This window comes from Clostridium sp. TJA020 (assembly GCF_058310295.1).
The window spans coordinates 74770-92935 of record NZ_JBZEFC010000005.1 but is presented as its reverse complement, the minus strand read 5'-3'; the positions used below and the strand labels follow the sequence as shown (position 1 = coordinate 92935).

The following is an 18166-nucleotide window of genomic DNA, read 5'->3' as shown; positions in this document are numbered from 1 at the left end:
AAAACTAATTATAAATATATGAATATAAGGAGGTAACTTCATTTTGAATAAAAAAAGAGTTTTAGCTATTTTTATGATTTTAATCTTATGTATAGTAGGATGTAATAAAAATATTAGTCAAAAGGATTCAGAAAACCAATTTAATGTTCAATTGTCTAAAAAGGTTGCAACAAGATATTTAGAATGTCTTAAAAGAAATGATATTGAAGGTGCTAATTCTATGTCAACTTCAAGTCTTGCATCACAAAATAAAGTTAAAGATTTATCTGATATGCCTATACTTTCTTTTTTAGTAGGTAATTTAGTGGAAACTGGAGGTAGTGCATATATTGAATATATTTGTGCAAGAAATAGTAAAAATACATTAAATGCAAGTTTAGATACAGTTACATTACAAGTTGCAAAGGAAGATGGAGAATATAAAGTATCAGATGTTAAGAGTGAGAATATAAAAGAGGTATATGTTGATAAGGATAATTTAAGATCAGTTATAAATGGAGCTGGAAGTGATGAATTAATTTTTAGATTAAATGATTTACCAACAAATATTTATCCTAAAGATATTACACCACCTATAAAAAAAGAAAAAATACCAAGGAATAAATTTTCTTCTTTAGGTATTAGTTATATTGGTGGAAAAATAGGATTTGCTACAACTGATGAAAAGGATAGTTTAATAGGCATTGCTACAGTTGAACAGGAAAAGCCATCAATGGCTAGTATTGGCGAGAGTATAGCTCAGGATTCAGGTACAAATTCTCAGGGCGTTGATGATAAAACATTAAAAGAGATATTTGAGAAACCAACAGCTCAAAAAATAATATGTTATGATATTTTAAGAGATAGTAAAATAGAAGATATTATTTTTACTGAAGGTGATGGAGATTTATTAGTTCAATATACTAAAAAGGGCCAAAAAGGAACTGGATTAAAAATTTATAAAAATCCTGATGGAAGATTGTTATCAATAGAATTTGAAAAGTTATTTCCAATGGATAAGTATAGTATAATTTATGAAATGGCAACAAAAACAGAACTTATAATAAATGTTATACCTGTTGGAGATAAAAATAATATATCTCAAGAAATATTAGGAAAGTATACTATAGATCTTGTTAAAGAAGAGATGAATAAAATATAGAATATTAAATAAAACCATTGAGAAATAAATTTTCACATATGATATTATATTTATAAAGGATATAAACAATTTGGAGGAAATCATTGTGAAAGAATGGAATGGTAAGAGGTATCATAGCTTAAATTATTTTTTAAGAAATAAATTTAATGAAAAAGTATTTAAAATATCATTAGATGGAGGTTTTTCTTGTCCCAATAGAGATGGAACTATAAGTAAAGGCGGATGTCTTTTTTGTAGTGAAAGTGGTTCAGGCGATTATGCTGGAAATAGAGTGTTATCAATAGGAAAACAATTTTGTGATATAAAAGAAATGATGAATAAAAAGTGGAAAGAAGGAAAATATATAGCTTATTTTCAGGCTTTTACTAACACGTATGCTCCAGTTGATGAATTAAGAGAAAAGTATAAGGAAGCAATAAAGCAAGAAGGAGTTGTTGCTCTTGCTATTGCCACTAGACCTGATTGCTTAGGCGAAGATGTTTTAGATCTTTTAGAAGAAATAAATAAGGATGTATATGTTTGGGTAGAACTTGGTCTTCAAACAGTTTCAGATGAAACTGCAAGAAAAATAAATAGAGGATATAAGTTAGATGTATATGAAGATGCAATTTATAGATTAAAGAAAAGAAATATTGATTTTGTAACTCATTGTATATTTGGACTTCCAGGCGAGACTAAAGATGATATGTTAAATACGGTTAAATACATAAGTAAAACTGGATCTAAGGGAATAAAATTTCACTTGTTACATTTAATGAAAAATACTCCTATGGTGAAGTTATACGAAAGAGGAGAATTAGAATTTTTATCACAAGATGATTATATAGATTTAATATGTAAAGGAATATCTATGATTCCAGAAGAAATGGTTGTACATAGACTTACAGGAGATGCTCCAAGGGATCTTTTAATAGGACCAATGTGGAGTCTTAAGAAGTGGGAAGTTTTAAATGCCATAGATAAAGCATTAGTTGATAATGAAATATATCAAGGTAAAGATTTTGAAAAGTAATAAAAAATAGCAAGAAAGCCCAAAGGGCTTTTTTGCATTGTTAAAATAAAAGTGAGGATGGAAATAAATATGAATATAGATGTTATTATTTCAGCAGATAATATAGACGAAAGTAAGGTTAAAGATAAGGTGGTAATTGTTATTGATATGTTAAGAGCAACTACTGTAATAACTACAGCATTTATGAATGGATGTAGAGAAGTTATACCATGCCTTACAGTTGATGATGCGTTAAATGAAGGAAAAAAATTTAATAGAGATGAGTTTGTTTTAGGTGGAGAAAGACAAGCTATGAAAATAGAAGGATTTGATTTATCTAATTCTCCATTAGAATATACAGAAGATGTTGTTAAAGATAAAACAGTTATAATAACAACGACAAATGGAACTAGAGCATTAACTGAATGTAAGAGTGCAAAAAGAATTTTTGTAGCTTCTGTAATAAATGGAGGTGCAGTTGCTAGAAAACTTATGGAAATTGGGGAAGATGTTACAATAATTAATGCAGGAACAAATGGAGAATTTTCAATGGATGATTTTATATGTGGTGGTTATATAATAAATGAAATGATGAGTATAAATGAAAATTTATATTTAACTGATGTAGCAAAAACAGCTAATTATATTTATGAAAATAATAAAAGTTTTCAAAGTTTTATAAAGGATGCAAGACATTATGGCGTAATGAAACAATTAGGATTAATTGAAGATGTAGAATATGCTATGAAAAAAAATATTACTGATATTGTACCAGAATATATAGATGGTCATATTATACAGTAAATTAAGTATTAATTTACAAAGTAATTAAATAAGGGGAAAGGCATGGGTAGGGATAGTTTTCCTAAATTTTTTAAAAAGAAAAATATAAATATAATTGAAGACTCTTCAGAAGAAAATTGTTACAAAATAGAAGTTGAATTATCAGATAGTGGTTCAAATATTCTTATAATATCAAGTTATCCTAAAAAGGCAAACTCAAGAATCTGTATAAGATTTTTAAGAAGAATAATAAGCTTTATTAATGATAAGCATTTTGATTATTTTGAAAAAGGAATAAAAAGTATTTCTATAGTTAATTTATTTTCTTCATATGAAAATAATTTAAATAAAGAAGGATACTTAGATAGTATAAATAAAAATGACGAAGTAATAAGGACATGTATTTCTGATAGCGATGTAATAATTGCAGCTTGGGGAGAGCCTTTAAAAATTGATAAAAAGGTTTACAGAGAAAGGATAACAGATATTTTAGAATTAATAAGAGATGATTTTCTAAATAGTAATATAAAAAAGTTATTCTTAAAGGTAGGAAAGTCAACTAAGCTTGGATATCCAAAACATTGTTTTGCTTGGGATTCTGATGATGAATTAAATAACTTTTTTAATTAAAAAAAAGCCATTAGGGAAATTTCTCTAATGGCTTTTATATTTATTTTAGTAGTTTTCAACAAATAATTCAAAGAATTCTTGTGGATGTAAGCAAGCTGGACATTTTAATGGAGCTTCAGCACCTTCAAATATGAAGCCACAATTTCCGCATTTCCATAATGTATCTTTAGATTCTCTCTTAAATACAATACCTTGATCTATATTTGCAGCTAATTTTCTATATCTCATTTCATGAGCGATTTCAGCTTTAGCAATCATTCTAAATGCAGTTGCAATTTCAGGGAATCCTTCTTCATCAGCTATTTTAGCAAATGTAGGATAAAGGTTTGAATTTTCATCATGTTCCCCTTCTGCTGCATATATTAAGTTTGTCTTAGTATCAGTAGGTAATTCTACTGGATAAGCTGCATTTATTTCAATTCCTTCACCTTGGAAGTCATCTTTTAAAAATTTATAGAATCTTTTAGCATGTTCTTTTTCATTTTCAGCAGTTTCCATAAATATATTTGAAATTTGACGATATCCTTCTTTTAATGCAGCACTAGCAAAATAAGTATATCTTGTTCTTGCTTGACATTCTCCTGCAAAAGATTTCATTAAATTTTCAGCTGTTTTAGTACCTTTTAAACTTTTCATCATAAACTCCTCCTAAGATTAAATCAAATATTTATGTCGGATAATTATTATTCGTTAATCATTAATTTTATTATATATCTATCTATATTTATATTCAATATTTGGGAGGTTAACAATTAAAGTTTAAATTTAACAAATTAAATATTTAAAAGAAAATATATTAACAATTTGTACAGCCTTTTAATTCATTAATATAAATTTAAATAACTTGGAATACGAAAAATTTTAGGTAATATGATTCATCTGAATTCCAAAGTATTGGGTGATCTGATGATTGAGTTCTAAATTCTATTTGTCTTAATGTTCTGTGAGCATCATGGGCTGCATCTGCTATGGTAGTTTTAAGAAGTTCTTCAGACATATAATGAGAACATGAACAAGTTACAAAATAACCGCCTTCTTTAACCATTTTAAGACCTCTAAGATTTATCTCCTTATATCCTCTTTTTGCTCCATTTATAGTATTTCTTGATTTAGTAAATGCAGGTGGATCAAGTATTACAACATCAAATTTTTTACCTTCTTTTGACCATGAAGGTAATACATCAAAAGCATTATGACATTCAAATTTTACTGTATCTTGAAGATTATTAAGCTCTGCATTTTTAGTTGCACAATCAACAGCGTGTTGTGAAACATCTATACCAAGAACTGATTTAGCACCGGCTATTCCAGCATTAAGGGCAAATGATCCAGTATGAGTAAAGCAGTCTAAAACATCCTTGCCCTTGCAAATTCTATGTATTGCTGCTCTATTTTCTTTTTGATCTAAAAAGAAACCTGTTTTTTGTCCGTTTTCTAAATCAACAATATATTTAACTCCATTTTCAATAATTTGAACATTTGTATCAAAAGGTTCTGTTAAAAATCCTTTTGTTTGTTCAAGTCCTTCTATCTCTCTAGTTTTAAGGTCACTTCTTTCATAAACCCCTTTAGCACCATATTCTTCAATTAATATTTTAACGATAATGTCTCTATATTTATCCATACCTAAAGTAGAAATTTGAATAACGTAATAATCTTCAAATTTATCTATAGTAAGACCAGGAAGAAAATCTGCTTCACCAAATATAAATCTACATGAAGAAGTATCAATTACAGTTTTTCTATAATCCCAAGCGGCTTTAAATCTTTTTTTGAAAAAATCTTCGTTTATTTCTTCATTTAAATTTCTTGTCATTATTCTTATTGCAATTTTACTTGCATCATTTATGTAGCCTTTTCCTATGAAATAATGTTTATGATTATAAACTTCAACAATATCTCCATTTTTATATTCTCCATCATATTCTTTTATTTCATCTGTATATATCCAAGGTCTACCTTGCTCAGCTTTTGCCTTTTTGCTTAATTTATGTAAATAGAATTTACTAGCCATTTATATTAGCTCCCTTCAAAATAATTCTTTAAAGATTATAACATAACTTTTTTATAGATAATGTAATAAAATCACTTGTTTTTTTCTCATAATGATAATATAGTATAAAAAAGATTTAAAAAAGATTAACTTTTTTGGGAGGACGTCATGAATTTATTTTTAAAAGAAGAAGCAAATAGATGTTTGTTATGTAAAAAACCTAGATGTAAAGAATTTTGTCCTATAAGTACGCCTATTCCTGAAATTATAGAACTTTATAGGGAAGAAAGATTTAATGAAGCTGGAAAGATTTTATTTGAAAACAATCCATTATCAGCTATATGTGCCATAGTTTGCCCTCATGAAGATCAGTGTGCAGGAAATTGTATAAGAGGAATAAAAAGTGAACCAATTCCTTTCTATGAAATAGAAGAAGAAATATCAAAAAATTATTTAAATAATATAAAATTAGATAAAATTAATGGTACTAAAGATAGAATTGCTATAATTGGTGGAGGACCAGCGGGAATAACAATAGCTTTTACTTTAGCTGAAAGGGGTTTTAAAGTTACTATATTTGAAGCTCATGAAAAAATAGGTGGAGTATTAAGATATGGTATACCAGAATATAGATTACCAAATTCATTAGTTGATAAATATGAAGAAAAATTAGTAGAACTTGGTGTGAAAATAAGACCTAATATAATGATAGGACCAGTTATAACTTTAGATAGATTATTTGAAGACGGATATAAAGCTGTATTTATTGGAACTGGTGTATGGAATGCTAAAAAGTTAAATATAAAAGGTGAAACTTTAGGCAATGTTCATTATGCAATTGATTATTTAAAAGCACCAGATGTTTATAACTTAGGAGATACAGTTTGTGTTATAGGAGCTGGAAATGTGGCTATGGATGCTGCAAGAACAGCAAAGAGAAATGGTGCAAAAAATGTGTACATAGTTTATAGAAAGCATTTTGATCAAATGACAGCAACTAAAAAGGAAATAGAAGAAGCTAAAGAAGATGGAGTAGAGTTTAAATTATTTAGAGCTCCAGTTGAAATATTAGAAGATGGAATTAAATTTGTTAAAACTGAAAATGTAGAAGTAGATGGAAAAATTCAAACAAGAACTTTAGATGGACAAGAAGAATTCATATCATGTGATTCAACAATAGTTGCTATAAGTCAAGAACCAAGATCAGTCATAGTTTCAAGTACAACTAAGTTAGAAACTAATAAATGGGGACTTGTAATAACAGATGAAGAAGGACATACAACAAGAAAGGGTGTCTTTGCTTCAGGGGATGTTGTTACAGGTGCTAAAACAGTAGTTCAAGCAGTTTCACATGCTAAAATAGTTGCAAATGCTATAGAAAAATATTGTGAAGAAAATAAATAGTAATTATATAACAAAATAAGCCATAACAAAAAGTTATGGCTTATTTTTATTATTTCATTGGGTTTTTGTTAGTTGAAGTCCATTGGTTATTTCCCTCTGTTTTAGGTTCTCTTTTAGATGCGGGAACACCATTAACTTCTACTGGAGTTGATATCCATTGATTGTTTACGGCACTTTTAGGTTGTTTAGGCATAAGTAATTCCTCCTTTCCTAACACTAATAGTTTTAGCAATAGGAAAGATTTAATTCGAGGAATTTATTTGTATTCGCCTTCATTATATTTGTCTATTAATTCTTGTATTTTAAATACACACCTAGCACCACCACAACATCCTGTTCCGGCACCAGTTGCTTCTTTAACTTCAGATATAGACTTAGCTCCATTTCTTATTGCATCTTTAATTGTTGCTCTATTTATAGCCTTACATACACAAACTTTAGTTAATTTATCCATTATTTCAGGTTTAACATTATTATTTTCCATAGCATACTCCTTTCCATAGTTTATTTATAAGTTAAAATTAAGTTAGTAATTTATTTTTATTTGATTGAATCTATACAATTAAATTTAAACATTAATACAATTAAAAATCAATAGTAAATAATAAGAATTATTTATTAGTTTTCGGTTTATAATAAAATAAGAATTACTTAAACTTAAGCAATTCTTATTTTATTTAAATATTTTCAGCTTTATATATAGTTTTATATTTTTTATCAATTAATTGAACTATTTGTTCAATTTCATCATTATGCTTTAAATTATCACAACATAAGTATTCTTTTTTAAATTTAACACAAGTTCCACAAGATGAACTTAAATCTCTTGGAACAGGCATTATTATCATTTCTAAAAATTCTTTTTCATAAATTTTTTTAAACCTTATTGCTCCAAAATGTGAAAAGAATGTAGCTATATATGTATTTGTATTACATTTAGTTTTTCCTAAGTTCAATTTTATACTCTCCATTATTTTCTTCGTAAAATACTTTATAATTTTTAGAATTAGCAAAACGAGTTATATTTTCAAGAGCAGGTTGACAATCAACAAGTATAGTATAATTATCTTCATTTGATTGTAGAGCTTTTTTTAATATAAGAACTGGTTCTGGACATGAGCGTCCTCTTGCATCAATCATAATTACCCTCCTAAGCTTTTTGTTTTTTTGTATTATAAATTGCAATTATAAGCATTATTATAAATCCAATTATTACAGCTAACTTACCATTTAATGTAGGTCCTTTTGCTGAAGATGCTAAAGCAAAATTATGAGCAAAAGCTGCACCTACTATTAAACCGATTACAGTTATAGCTGAATCCGTATTACCTTCACCTGTTAATATAAGTTGTCTAAGTGGACATCCACCTAAAAGAACAGAACCGAAACCTGTTAAAACCATCCCTAGCATATTCCAAAGGCCATCGGTATGTGCAACTGGTTGACCTGTAAAACCTGGATTAAAACCACCAACAATTAAGCTCATAACAAAAGCAGATATCAATATAGAAATAAATCCATATAGCATATTCCATTGACCAAATAGGACTAAATCTCTAATACCACCAACCATACAAAGTCTAGTTCTTTGTGCTAGAATTCCTACAATAACTCCTGCTGTAAGAGAAATTAAAATAGCGGCATGTTTTGCTCCAGGACCTTTACCAGCAGGTGTAAATAAAATAAATGTTGGAGCGGCTATAAGAAGTATTAAAAGAACAATTTGAACAATTGGAACTATTGAACCTTCAAGAGGTGTTAATTTATAAGTTCTTTTTAAAGAATATCCTTTGTTTAAGAAATAAATTCCTAAAAGAATTCCAAGAATAAGACCTATAAGACCAAAGATTGCATTTAAGTCACCACCTGCAATACGAAGAATCATTCTAAAAGGACAACCTAAAAACATTAAACAACCAATCATAATAAAAAATCCTAATATAAATCTAGTAATTGGTGAAGAGCCACCTCTTGGTAAAAACTCTTTTTTAGTAAGTGAAATAATAAAAGCACCTAAAACTAATCCTATAATTTCTGGTCTTATATATTGAACGGCTTCTGCTCTATGCAAGCCAAGGGCCCCAGCGGTATCTCTTAAAAAACATGCAATACAAAATCCCATATTTGCTGGATTTCCCATTAATACTAGTGATACAGCAATTAATCCTATAATAATTCCTGCTAAAATAATACGTAATTTTTCATTTTTTAAATTCATAGTTATATCCCCCTTATAATAGAAATTTTAACATGGTTTTACAAAAATGAATAATTCATTAATTCAATAATTATATTACTTTTATTGATTTTATCTATAAATATTTCGACAAAATTAAAATTTTAAATTATAATATTTATAATAATTTACATTAAAGGATATATTATGGAAAAGGGAGAGTTTTATGAGAATTAATGAGAAAAATATAATTTATTTTGATAATGCTAGCACATCATTTCCAAAGCCTAATTCTGTATCTAAAGCGATGTTTGATTTTATTAATGAATATGGCATTAATATTAATCGTGGTGGATATAATAAGGCTTATGAAATAGCAGACTTGATTTTTGATACTAGAGAAAATATAGCAAAAATGTTTAATTTTAATGATTGTAAAAATGTAATTTTTACATCAAATATTACTACAAGTTTAAATTTTATTTTAAAGGGATATTTAAAAAAAGGAGATCATGTATTAGTTTCTTCAATGGAACATAATGCAGTTATGAGACCTTTAATACAACTATCATCACAAGGAGTTATGTTTGATAGAATTCCTTGTAATGATAAAGGGGAAATTCTTTTAGATAAAGTAAAACCTCTTATAAAAAATAATACTAAAGCGATTATAATTACACACGCATCAAATGTATGTGGTACATTACTTCCTATAAAAGAAATAGGAGAAATATGCAAAGAAAATAATCTTAAGTTTTTTGTTGACTCTGCCCAAACAGCAGGAGTTTTTGATATAGATATGAAAAAAATGAATATAGATATTTTAGCTTTTACAGGACATAAAGGATTGCTAGGACCACAAGGAATTGGTGGATTTATTACAACTGATTTTATGGCTGATAAGCTGACTCCATTAATAAGTGGTGGGACAGGTAGCGCTTCTCATAGTGAAGATATACCAAACTTTCTTCCTGATAAATTTGAATCAGGAACATTAAATATTCCAGGTATTTTAGGACTTAATGCTGGAATTAATTATTTAAATAAAATAGGTATAGATAAAATTAGAGATAAAGAACTTAAACTTACAGATAAGTTTATTAAAGAGATTAAGAGTATTGATAAAGTTAGAATTATAGGAAAAAGTTGCATAAATGGACGAGCTGCTGTTGTTTCTATTCAACCAATTGAAAAAGACCCAGCTCTTATATCACATATTTTAGATGAAGATTATGGAATAATGACTCGAGTAGGACTTCATTGTGCTCCAAATGCACATAAAACCTTAGGTACATATCCAACTGGAACTATTCGTTTTTCTTTTAGTCATTTTAATACAGAGGAAGAAGTTTATTATGCAATCGATGCTTTAAGGAGGATTGTATATGGAGCTTAAACAACTTGAGGCTTTTGTTACTGTTATTGATTATAATGGTTTTTCAGAGGCTGCAAAACAATTATGTCTTACACAACCAACGATAAGCACGCATATAAAGTCTCTTGAACATGAATTAAATGCGAAACTTATTAGTAGAACAACAAAAAAGATAACTGTAACTAAAGAAGGTGAAAAGCTTTATGATTATGCTGTTAGTATGATGAAGCTTAGACAAAAAATTTTAGATGAATTTACTTCTTCCAAAAAGAATATTATTAATATAGGTGCATCTACTATACCGTCATCTTATATATTACCTGAGATATTATGTGAATATAGAAAATTAGAACCTAATACTTCTTTTAATGTATGGCATTCTCATAGTGAAGGAGTCTTAAAGGAACTTTCAAATGGAAATCTTGATATAGGTTTTGTCGGAACAAATACAAATGATAAAGAATTTATATATGATCCTTTTTTTAGTGATGAACTTGTTGTTGCAGTTCCTAATAATCAACATTATGAAAAATTTCTTTATAAAAATTTTGATATAAAAAATTTACTTAAAGAGCCAGTTATTATGAGAGAAAATGGTTCAGGAACTAGAAGGGAAGCTTATAAATTTATAGAGAGTATTGGGATTTCACCAGATTCTTTAAAAATTATAGCTAGTATGAATGATCAAGAAGCTATAAAAAATTCAATAGCAAATGGAATGGGTATTTCAATTGTATCTAGTAAAGTAATATACGATATGGTTAAAACTAAAAAAATAATATCATTACCTATCGGAGAAAAAGAAACTTATAGATACTTGTACATAACGTATAAAAAGAATAAAATATTGCCAAAACACATTAAGAAGTTTATAAAATTTATAAAGAAATATTATAATGATAAATATTAAATTAATATATAAAGAATAAATCATTAATAATATATTTCAAATATATAGAAATTTACATAATTGACTTTTTAATATGCATAATATATAATGTCTTTAATAAAGACAGTGATTAGGAAAAGTAGTTAATTTTTTTACTTAAAGAGAGTAGTTGGTTGGTGTAAAGCTATAGTAAAAATTAATGAAAATCACCTAGGAGTTGGTGGCCGAACAGTAAATATTACTTATTAAGTTAACACGTAATTCTGCGTTAAAGAATAGAGTATGTTAGTACTTGAATAGTTGATTTCAATTAAAATAGTAAGAGAGAAAACTTATTATTATATTATTGATACTTTATCAATATAATTGATTTTGTAATACCATGGGTGGTATAGCGAGTAATTTACTTCGTCCTATAGTAAGGATGAGGTTTTTTTATTTATATATAGAAATATTTTAACAAAAAAAGCAATTAGAGAAAGGAGTTTTGACATGTACAAAAAAGTAGAACTTACAAATGGTTTTGTAGGTATGGAAAAAGAAGTAGCTGACCTTTGGAAAGCTAGAAATGTAATTAAAAGAAATTTTGACATGAATCAAGATGGTGAATATTTTACTTTTTATGATGGACCGCCAACAGCAAATGGAAGACCTCATGTAGGACATATTTTAACTAGAGTTATGAAGGATATAATCCCAAGATATAAAGTTATGAAGGGATTTAAAGTTATAAGAAAGGCTGGTTGGGATACTCACGGATTACCAGTTGAGCTTGAAATAGAAAAGAAACTTGGAATTTCAGGTAAAGAGCAAATAGAAGAATACGGAGTAGAAAAATTCGTAAAAGAATGTAAAGAAAGTGTTTTCACATATGTTAACATGTGGGAAAAAATGACTGATAAAATTGGTTACTGGGTTGACATGGAACACCCATATGTAACATATCATAATCCATACATTGAATCAGTATGGTGGGCATTAAAACAAATGTGGGATAAAGATCTTTTATATAAAGGTCATAAAGTTATGCCATATTGTCCAAGATGTGGAACAGGTCTTTCATCACACGAAGTATCACAAGGATATAAAGATGTTAAGGATTTAACTGCAGTTGCTAAATTTAAAGTAGCTGGAGAAGAAAATAAATATATACTAGCTTGGACAACAACTCCTTGGACATTACCTTCAAACGTAGCATTATGTTTAAATAAATCATATGATTATATTGAAGCTAAGGTTGGAGATGAAACGTATATTTTAGCTAAAGAGTTAGCACCAAAAGTACTTGGTGAAGAATTTGAAGTAATTAAAGAATTTAAGGGTGCAGATATTTTAGGAATGAAATATGAGCAATTATTACCATTCCACAAGCCGGAAGGTAAAGCATTTGAAGTAATTCATGGAGATTTTGTAACTCTTACAGATGGTACAGGAATAGTTCACATAGCACCAGCTTATGGTGAAGATGATAATTTAGTTGCTAAAAAGAATAATATGGCATTTATAAATTTAGTTGATGCAGAAGGTAAGTTCGTTGCTGAAGTAACACCTTGGGCTGGAAAATTTGTTAAAAAGTGCGATCAAGCAATTTGTGATTACTTAAAAGAAGAAAATAAATTATTTAAAGCTGAAAAGCATACACACTCATATCCGCATTGTTGGAGATGTGATACTCCACTTCTTTACTATCCAAAGGATAGTTGGTTTGTTTCTATGACAACTTTAAGAGATAAGTTATTAGCTAATAACGATAAAATAAATTGGTTACCAGATAATATTAGAACAGGAAGATTTGGTAAGTTCTTAGAAAATGTTATAGACTGGGGTATTTCAAGAGATAGATATTGGGGAACTCCACTTCCAATTTGGGAATGTGAATGCGGACATAGAGAATGTATTGGAAGCATTGCTGAATTAAAGGAAAAAGGAATAGATGTTCCAGAAGATATAGAATTACACAAACCATTTATAGATAGAGTTGAGTTAACTTGTAGCCATTGCGGTAAAAAAATGAAGAGAACTCACGAAGTTATTGACTGTTGGTTTGATTCAGGATCAATGCCATTTGCTCAACTTCATTATCCATTTGAGAATAAGGAATTATTTGATCAAAATTTCCCAGCTCAATTTATATCAGAAGCTGTTGACCAAACAAGAGGATGGTTCTATACATTACTTGCAATTTCAACTGCAATATTTGATAGAAATCCATTTGAAAACTGTATAGTTTTAGGTCATGTCCTTGATAAAAAAGGATTAAAGATGAGTAAATCAAAAGGTAATGTTGTAGATCCATTCGATGTACTTGATGCACAAGGTGCAGATGCTACAAGATGGCATTTCTATACTGCAAGTGCACCATGGCTTCCAACTAGATTCTCAATAGATGATGTTGCAGAAGCTTCAAGAAAGTTCTTAAGCACATTATGGAACGTATATTCATTCTATGTACTATATGCTGACTTAGATAAATTTAATCCAACTAAATATGCTGATTTTGAGTCAGATAATGTAATGGATAAATGGATACTTTCAAAATTAAATACATTGATTAAAACTGTTGAGACTGGATTAGACGAATACAATATAACAGGTTCAGCTCTTGCGATTGAAGAGTTTACAGATGAATTATCAAACTGGTATGTAAGAAGAAATAGAGCAAGATTCTGGTCAGCAGAATTAACTGATGATAAGATTGGAGCTTATGTAACATTAAATAAAGTACTTGTTACTTTAGCTAAAGTTGCAGCACCATTTGTTCCATTTATAACAGAAGAAATTTATCAAAACTTAGTTGTTAATATGGATGAAAATGCTCCAGAAAGCATACATTTATGTTCTTGGCCAAAGGCTGATGAATCAGCTATAAATAAAGAACTAGAAAAGGAAATGGATTTAGCTTATACAATAGTTAAGCTTGGAAGAAGTGCAAGAAATGGAGCTAACGTTAAGAATAGACAGCCACTTTCAAAAATACTTGTTTCAACAAAATCACTTCCAGAATATTATGGTGATATTATAGCTAATGAACTTAACATAAAAGAAATTGAGTTTGGAGCAGACCTTTCAAAATATGTTAATTTTGAAATAAAACCTAATTTACCGGTTTTAGGAAGAAAATTTGGTAAATTAATACCTGGAATAAGAAAAGAAATAGCTTCAAGAAATCAAATGGAACTTGCTCAAAAAATCCAAAATGGTGGAGTTGAAGTTATAAATGTAGATGGAACAGAGATACCTTTAGATGCAGAAAGTGTTCTTGTAACTATGCAAGGTTTAGAAGGATTTGCTTTTGCTGGAGAAGGAGATACTGGTGTTGTTCTTGATACTCATATAACTGAAGAGTTAAGAGAAGAAGGTCATGTAAGAGAAATGATTTCAAAAATCCAAAACATGAGAAAAGAAAAAGGATTTGAAGTTGCGGATAATATAAATCTTTATGTTGCAAATAATGATATGTTAATTGATGTAATTAAAAAGTTTGAAGATACTATTAAAAAGGAAACTTTAACAAAAGATATAGTATTTAATGGAGAATTTGATTATACAGAAGTAACTATAAACGGTGAAAAACTAGATATGACTGTAGAAGTTGTAAAATAAAATATTAAAAAAGCTAGAAAGTTAATGCTTTCTAGTTTTTTTTATTTATTAATATATATTTACATAATTTTTAGAGAAACTATAATTAAAGAAGGGGTTTTCTTGAAATAAAGCGAATATATTAGTATAATAAATTATCAAATATGATTAGGAGTGATAAATTATGGCTACTTCTATTAAGGATGTTGCAAGAGAAGCTGGGGTTTCAATTGCTACAGTTTCAAGAGTTTTAAATGACATAGATGTTGTGAATGAAGACACAAAAAAGAAGGTTTTAGATGCTATAAAGAAATTAGGATATAGACCTAATATAGTTGCAAGAAGTTTAAAAACGCAAAGAACAAAAACAATAGGAATATTAATACCTGATATATCAAGTCAATTCTATCCAGAGATAGTAAGAGGAGCTGAAGATGTATCTAATATATATGATTACAATATAATACTTGGAAATTCTGACTTTGATGTAGAGAAGGAAAAAGAATATTTAAGAGTATTAAAAGAAAAGATGGTTGATGGAGTAATCTATATGAGTAGTTCATTACAAGATGAAATTTTAGATTTAATAAATGAGTTAGATTTAAAAACAATTCTTGTTGAAACTAAAGATAAAGAAGGAAAATTACCTAGTGTAACTATTGATAATATAGAAGCTGCATATGATGCAACAAAATATTTAATAAATAAAGATTTAAAAAATATTGCTTTTGTAGGTCTTGATAAAGATGAAATGAATGCATGGAGCGATAGATACATAGGTTATGAAAAAGCTATAACTGAGTCAGGGGAAAAGTTAAATGAAGAATTAATTCATTTATCAGGGCTTAAAGTTAAGTGTGGATATGAAGCGGCTGAAAAGTTTATAAAATCTGATTATAAGGTAGAAGGTATAATATGTGCTACAGATGAGTTAGCAATGGGAGTTATAAACGGATTAAGAGATAATGGAATAAGAGTTCCTGAAGATGTTAGTGTTATGGGATTTAATAATAATTTTGTTGGAGAAATATTCTATCCAAAACTTACAACTATGAATCAACCAAGTTATGATATGGGTTCAGTTGCAATGAGAATGCTAATAAAACTTCTTAACAAACAAGAGTTAGAACAAGCACACTATGTTTTACCACATAACATAATCGAAAGAAATAGTGTAAAATAATATATGATGATTTAAATGAGCTATCAAAAGATAGCTTATTTTTTATAAAAAATTTATGCTTTTATTTAGTTCTGATAAAAATTTAAGTTTATGATATAGTATATTTATGAAAAATGAAGGGAGGATATAATTTTAGTGAAAAAAAGATATATAATAGCTATTATTTTAGTTATTGTAATAGGAGTTTTTTCTTTTTTTATTTATAAAAAATATGAGGAAAAACATAAATATGATTCTATAAAGTATGGTAGAGCTGAATATGTAACTAGTATGAATGAAATCAATAAGTCACTTCCAACTATAATACTTTTTAAAAGTGTTATGTCAGAGCATAGTTTTGATGCAGAAAAAAATCTTAAGTTGTTACATGATAAATATGGAAATCAATTTAATATAGTTCATGCAAGTGCAGATAGTTTGGATAATGATGAAGCAGTAAATCTTGCAAAAAAATATAATGTTACAGGAGTTCCAACTTTTGTAGCATTAGATAAGAACTGCAATTTAATAGAAAAAAAAGAAAATGTTTATTCAGAAAAAGCTATAAAAATTATACTTAAAGATATGGGAGTAAATATATAATATTAGGAGGGGAATATATGAATAAGCAAAAAAGACTTGGGGAAGAAAAGATATCGAAATTATTAAGAATATTTTCAGTGCCTGCAATAGTAGGTATGATAGTAAATACTTTATATAACATTATTGATAGAATGTATATAGGTAATATAAAGGGTGTGGGTCAACTTGCCATAACAGGTGTAGGGATTACTATGCCTATAATGACTATAATATTAGCTTTTGGTATGTTAGTTGGAATTGGAACTGCAGCAAGAGTTTCTCTAAAGCTTGGAGAGCATAATAAAGAATCTGCAGAAAAACATTTAGGAAATGCATTTACATTAATAGTTATAATAAGTATTTTAATTACTATAATAGGATTAATATTTTTAAATCCGATATTAAGAGTGTTTGGTACTAGTAATGCTACTGAAGTATATGCAAGAGAGTATATGCAAATAATATTTGTTGGAACTATAGTAAGCATGCTAAGTTTTGGATTAAATCACTCTATAAGAAGTGATGGAAATCCTAAAATAGCAATGTTTTCAATGCTTATTGGAGCTTTAACAAATATAATATTAGATCCTATTTTCATATTTGCTTTAGGAATGGGGGTTAAGGGAGCTGCTATAGCAACTGTAATTTCTCAAACAGTTACAACTATATGGATATTATATTATTTTACAAAGGGTTCTAGCATAATAAAGTTAAAATTATGTAATTTAAGACTTGATAAGGCTATAATTATTAGTATTTTTTCAATAGGAATGAGTCCTTTTAGTATGCAAGTAGCTGCAAGTATAGTCCAAGTTCTAGCAAATAATTCATTAAAAGAATATGGTGGAGACCTTGCAATTGGAGCTATGACAATCGTTTCAAGCATTTCTATGATATTCTTAATGCCTATATTTGGATTAAATCAAGGTTCACAACCTATAATAGGGTACAATTATGGAGCTAAAAAATATCATAGAGTAAAGGAAACTGTAAAATATGGGTCAATAATTGCAACTATAATAGTTGTTTGTGGATGGATTGTAGTACAATTAACCCCAGAAGTTTTAATTAAAATATTTAACAGTGACCCAAATCTTGTTAATATAGCTAAAAATGGTATAAGAATTTACTTATTTATGTTACCAGTTATAGGATTTCAAATAATAAGTTCAAATTATTTTCAATCAATTGGTAAGGCTAAAATATCAATGTTTTTAAGTCTTCTTAGACAGGTTATATTACTTATACCTTGTCTTTTAATTCTTCCAAAAATATTTGGATTAAATGGAATATGGCTTTCAGGAGCTATAAGTGATGGATTTTCATCACTTATAACAGGAATTCTTTTTTATAATTCTGTTAAAAAATTAAAAGAAGTAGATGAGGTTAATAAAATAGCATCAGAAATTAATTAAAAAGTGACTTTAAATGTCACTTTTTTTATTTTGATGTAACAAT

Annotated in this window: 18 protein-coding genes; 11 read left to right on the top strand and 7 right to left on the bottom strand. The window is 28.0% G+C overall.

Translation table 11 applies throughout. The features are described 5' to 3' along the window. The first annotated feature begins 43 nt into the window (after positions 1–43). From AC4FQ1_RS09310 to AC4FQ1_RS09295, 4 genes are all read left to right on the top strand, one after another. Positions 44–1141 carry a hypothetical protein gene (locus AC4FQ1_RS09310; protein ID WP_303127314.1) on the top strand — a complete coding sequence of 366 codons (1098 nt, stop codon included), beginning with the start codon at positions 44–46 and terminating at the stop codon, positions 1139–1141. Between the two features lie 82 nt (positions 1142–1223). Continuing rightward, positions 1224–2153, top strand: a complete 930-nt coding sequence (mnmL, locus tag AC4FQ1_RS09305; protein ID WP_303127462.1) for a tRNA modification radical SAM protein MnmL/YtqA — start codon at positions 1224–1226, stop codon at positions 2151–2153. A gap of 69 nt (positions 2154–2222) precedes the next feature. Then, positions 2223–2936, top strand: coding sequence for a 2-phosphosulfolactate phosphatase family protein (locus tag AC4FQ1_RS09300; protein WP_491169532.1), 714 nt, complete (start codon positions 2223–2225; stop codon positions 2934–2936). Positions 2937–2978: 42 nt separating this feature from the next. Then, a complete protein-coding gene (locus tag AC4FQ1_RS09295) occupies positions 2979–3545 on the top strand; it encodes a DUF1643 domain-containing protein (RefSeq protein ID WP_303127318.1) in 567 nt (188 codons plus the stop codon). Between the two features lie 45 nt (positions 3546–3590). On the opposite strand, the gene rbr is transcribed toward AC4FQ1_RS09295, so the two are convergent. Then, positions 3591–4181, bottom strand: a complete 591-nt coding sequence (gene rbr / locus AC4FQ1_RS09290; RefSeq protein WP_303127464.1) for a rubrerythrin — start codon at positions 4179–4181, stop codon at positions 3591–3593. A gap of 199 nt (positions 4182–4380) precedes the next feature. Beyond that, positions 4381–5559, bottom strand: a complete 1179-nt coding sequence (locus AC4FQ1_RS09285) for a class I SAM-dependent rRNA methyltransferase (protein ID WP_491169531.1) — start codon at positions 5557–5559, stop codon at positions 4381–4383. A 147-nt stretch (positions 5560–5706) separates the two neighbouring features. On the opposite strand from AC4FQ1_RS09285, the gene AC4FQ1_RS09280 reads away from it, so the two are divergent. Then, positions 5707–6942 carry an NAD(P)-dependent oxidoreductase gene (locus AC4FQ1_RS09280; protein ID WP_303127321.1) on the top strand — a complete coding sequence of 412 codons (1236 nt, stop codon included), beginning with the start codon at positions 5707–5709 and terminating at the stop codon, positions 6940–6942. Between the two features lie 49 nt (positions 6943–6991). Here AC4FQ1_RS09280 and AC4FQ1_RS09275 read toward each other — a convergent pair whose 3' ends face one another. The 5 genes from AC4FQ1_RS09275 to yedE all read right to left on the bottom strand — a co-directional run bounded on the left by AC4FQ1_RS09275 (position 6992) and on the right by yedE (position 9160). Continuing rightward, complete coding sequence (locus AC4FQ1_RS09275) at positions 6992–7135, bottom strand: hypothetical protein (RefSeq protein WP_303127322.1); 144 nt, start codon at positions 7133–7135, stop codon at positions 6992–6994. 63 nt (positions 7136–7198) lie between these two features. After that, positions 7199–7426 (bottom strand): (2Fe-2S)-binding protein, encoded by a 228-nt coding sequence (locus tag AC4FQ1_RS09270; RefSeq protein WP_303127324.1) that lies wholly within the window; start codon positions 7424–7426, stop codon positions 7199–7201. A 193-nt stretch (positions 7427–7619) separates the two neighbouring features. After that, complete coding sequence (locus AC4FQ1_RS09265) at positions 7620–7898, bottom strand: putative Se/S carrier protein (protein ID WP_491169530.1); 279 nt, start codon at positions 7896–7898, stop codon at positions 7620–7622. Then, on the bottom strand, positions 7879–8082 hold the full coding sequence (locus AC4FQ1_RS09260) for a sulfurtransferase TusA family protein (protein ID WP_303127328.1): 204 nt from the start codon (positions 8080–8082) through the stop codon (positions 7879–7881). The genes AC4FQ1_RS09265 and AC4FQ1_RS09260 overlap by 20 nt, the downstream gene beginning before the upstream one ends. Positions 8083–8092: 10 nt before the next feature. Beyond that, entirely contained in the window at positions 8093–9160 is a 1068-nt protein-coding gene (gene yedE, locus AC4FQ1_RS09255) for a YedE family putative selenium transporter (protein WP_303127330.1), read from the bottom strand. Positions 9161–9344: 184 nt separating this feature from the next. On the opposite strand from yedE, the gene AC4FQ1_RS09250 reads away from it, so the two are divergent. From AC4FQ1_RS09250 to AC4FQ1_RS09225, 6 genes are all read left to right on the top strand, one after another. Then, positions 9345–10514: an aminotransferase class V-fold PLP-dependent enzyme gene (locus AC4FQ1_RS09250; RefSeq protein WP_491169529.1), complete on the top strand. Its 1170-nt coding sequence runs from the start codon at positions 9345–9347 to the stop codon at positions 10512–10514. Next, positions 10504–11403: a selenium metabolism-associated LysR family transcriptional regulator gene (locus AC4FQ1_RS09245; protein ID WP_491149222.1), complete on the top strand. Its 900-nt coding sequence runs from the start codon at positions 10504–10506 to the stop codon at positions 11401–11403. Before AC4FQ1_RS09250 ends, AC4FQ1_RS09245 begins: the two co-directional genes overlap by 11 nt. A gap of 471 nt (positions 11404–11874) precedes the next feature. Next, positions 11875–14985, top strand: a complete 3111-nt coding sequence (ileS, locus tag AC4FQ1_RS09240) for an isoleucine--tRNA ligase (RefSeq protein ID WP_491169528.1) — start codon at positions 11875–11877, stop codon at positions 14983–14985. Positions 14986–15148: 163 nt separating this feature from the next. Further along, the gene (locus AC4FQ1_RS09235; RefSeq protein ID WP_303127338.1) at positions 15149–16147 is read left to right on the top strand and encodes a LacI family DNA-binding transcriptional regulator; all 999 of its coding nucleotides are present in this window, start codon (positions 15149–15151) and stop codon (positions 16145–16147) included. Between the two features lie 135 nt (positions 16148–16282). After that, complete coding sequence (locus AC4FQ1_RS09230) at positions 16283–16729, top strand: hypothetical protein (RefSeq protein WP_303127340.1); 447 nt, start codon at positions 16283–16285, stop codon at positions 16727–16729. A gap of 17 nt (positions 16730–16746) precedes the next feature. Continuing rightward, positions 16747–18123, top strand: a complete 1377-nt coding sequence (locus tag AC4FQ1_RS09225; RefSeq protein ID WP_491169527.1) for an MATE family efflux transporter — start codon at positions 16747–16749, stop codon at positions 18121–18123. Positions 18124–18166 lie beyond the last annotated feature (43 nt).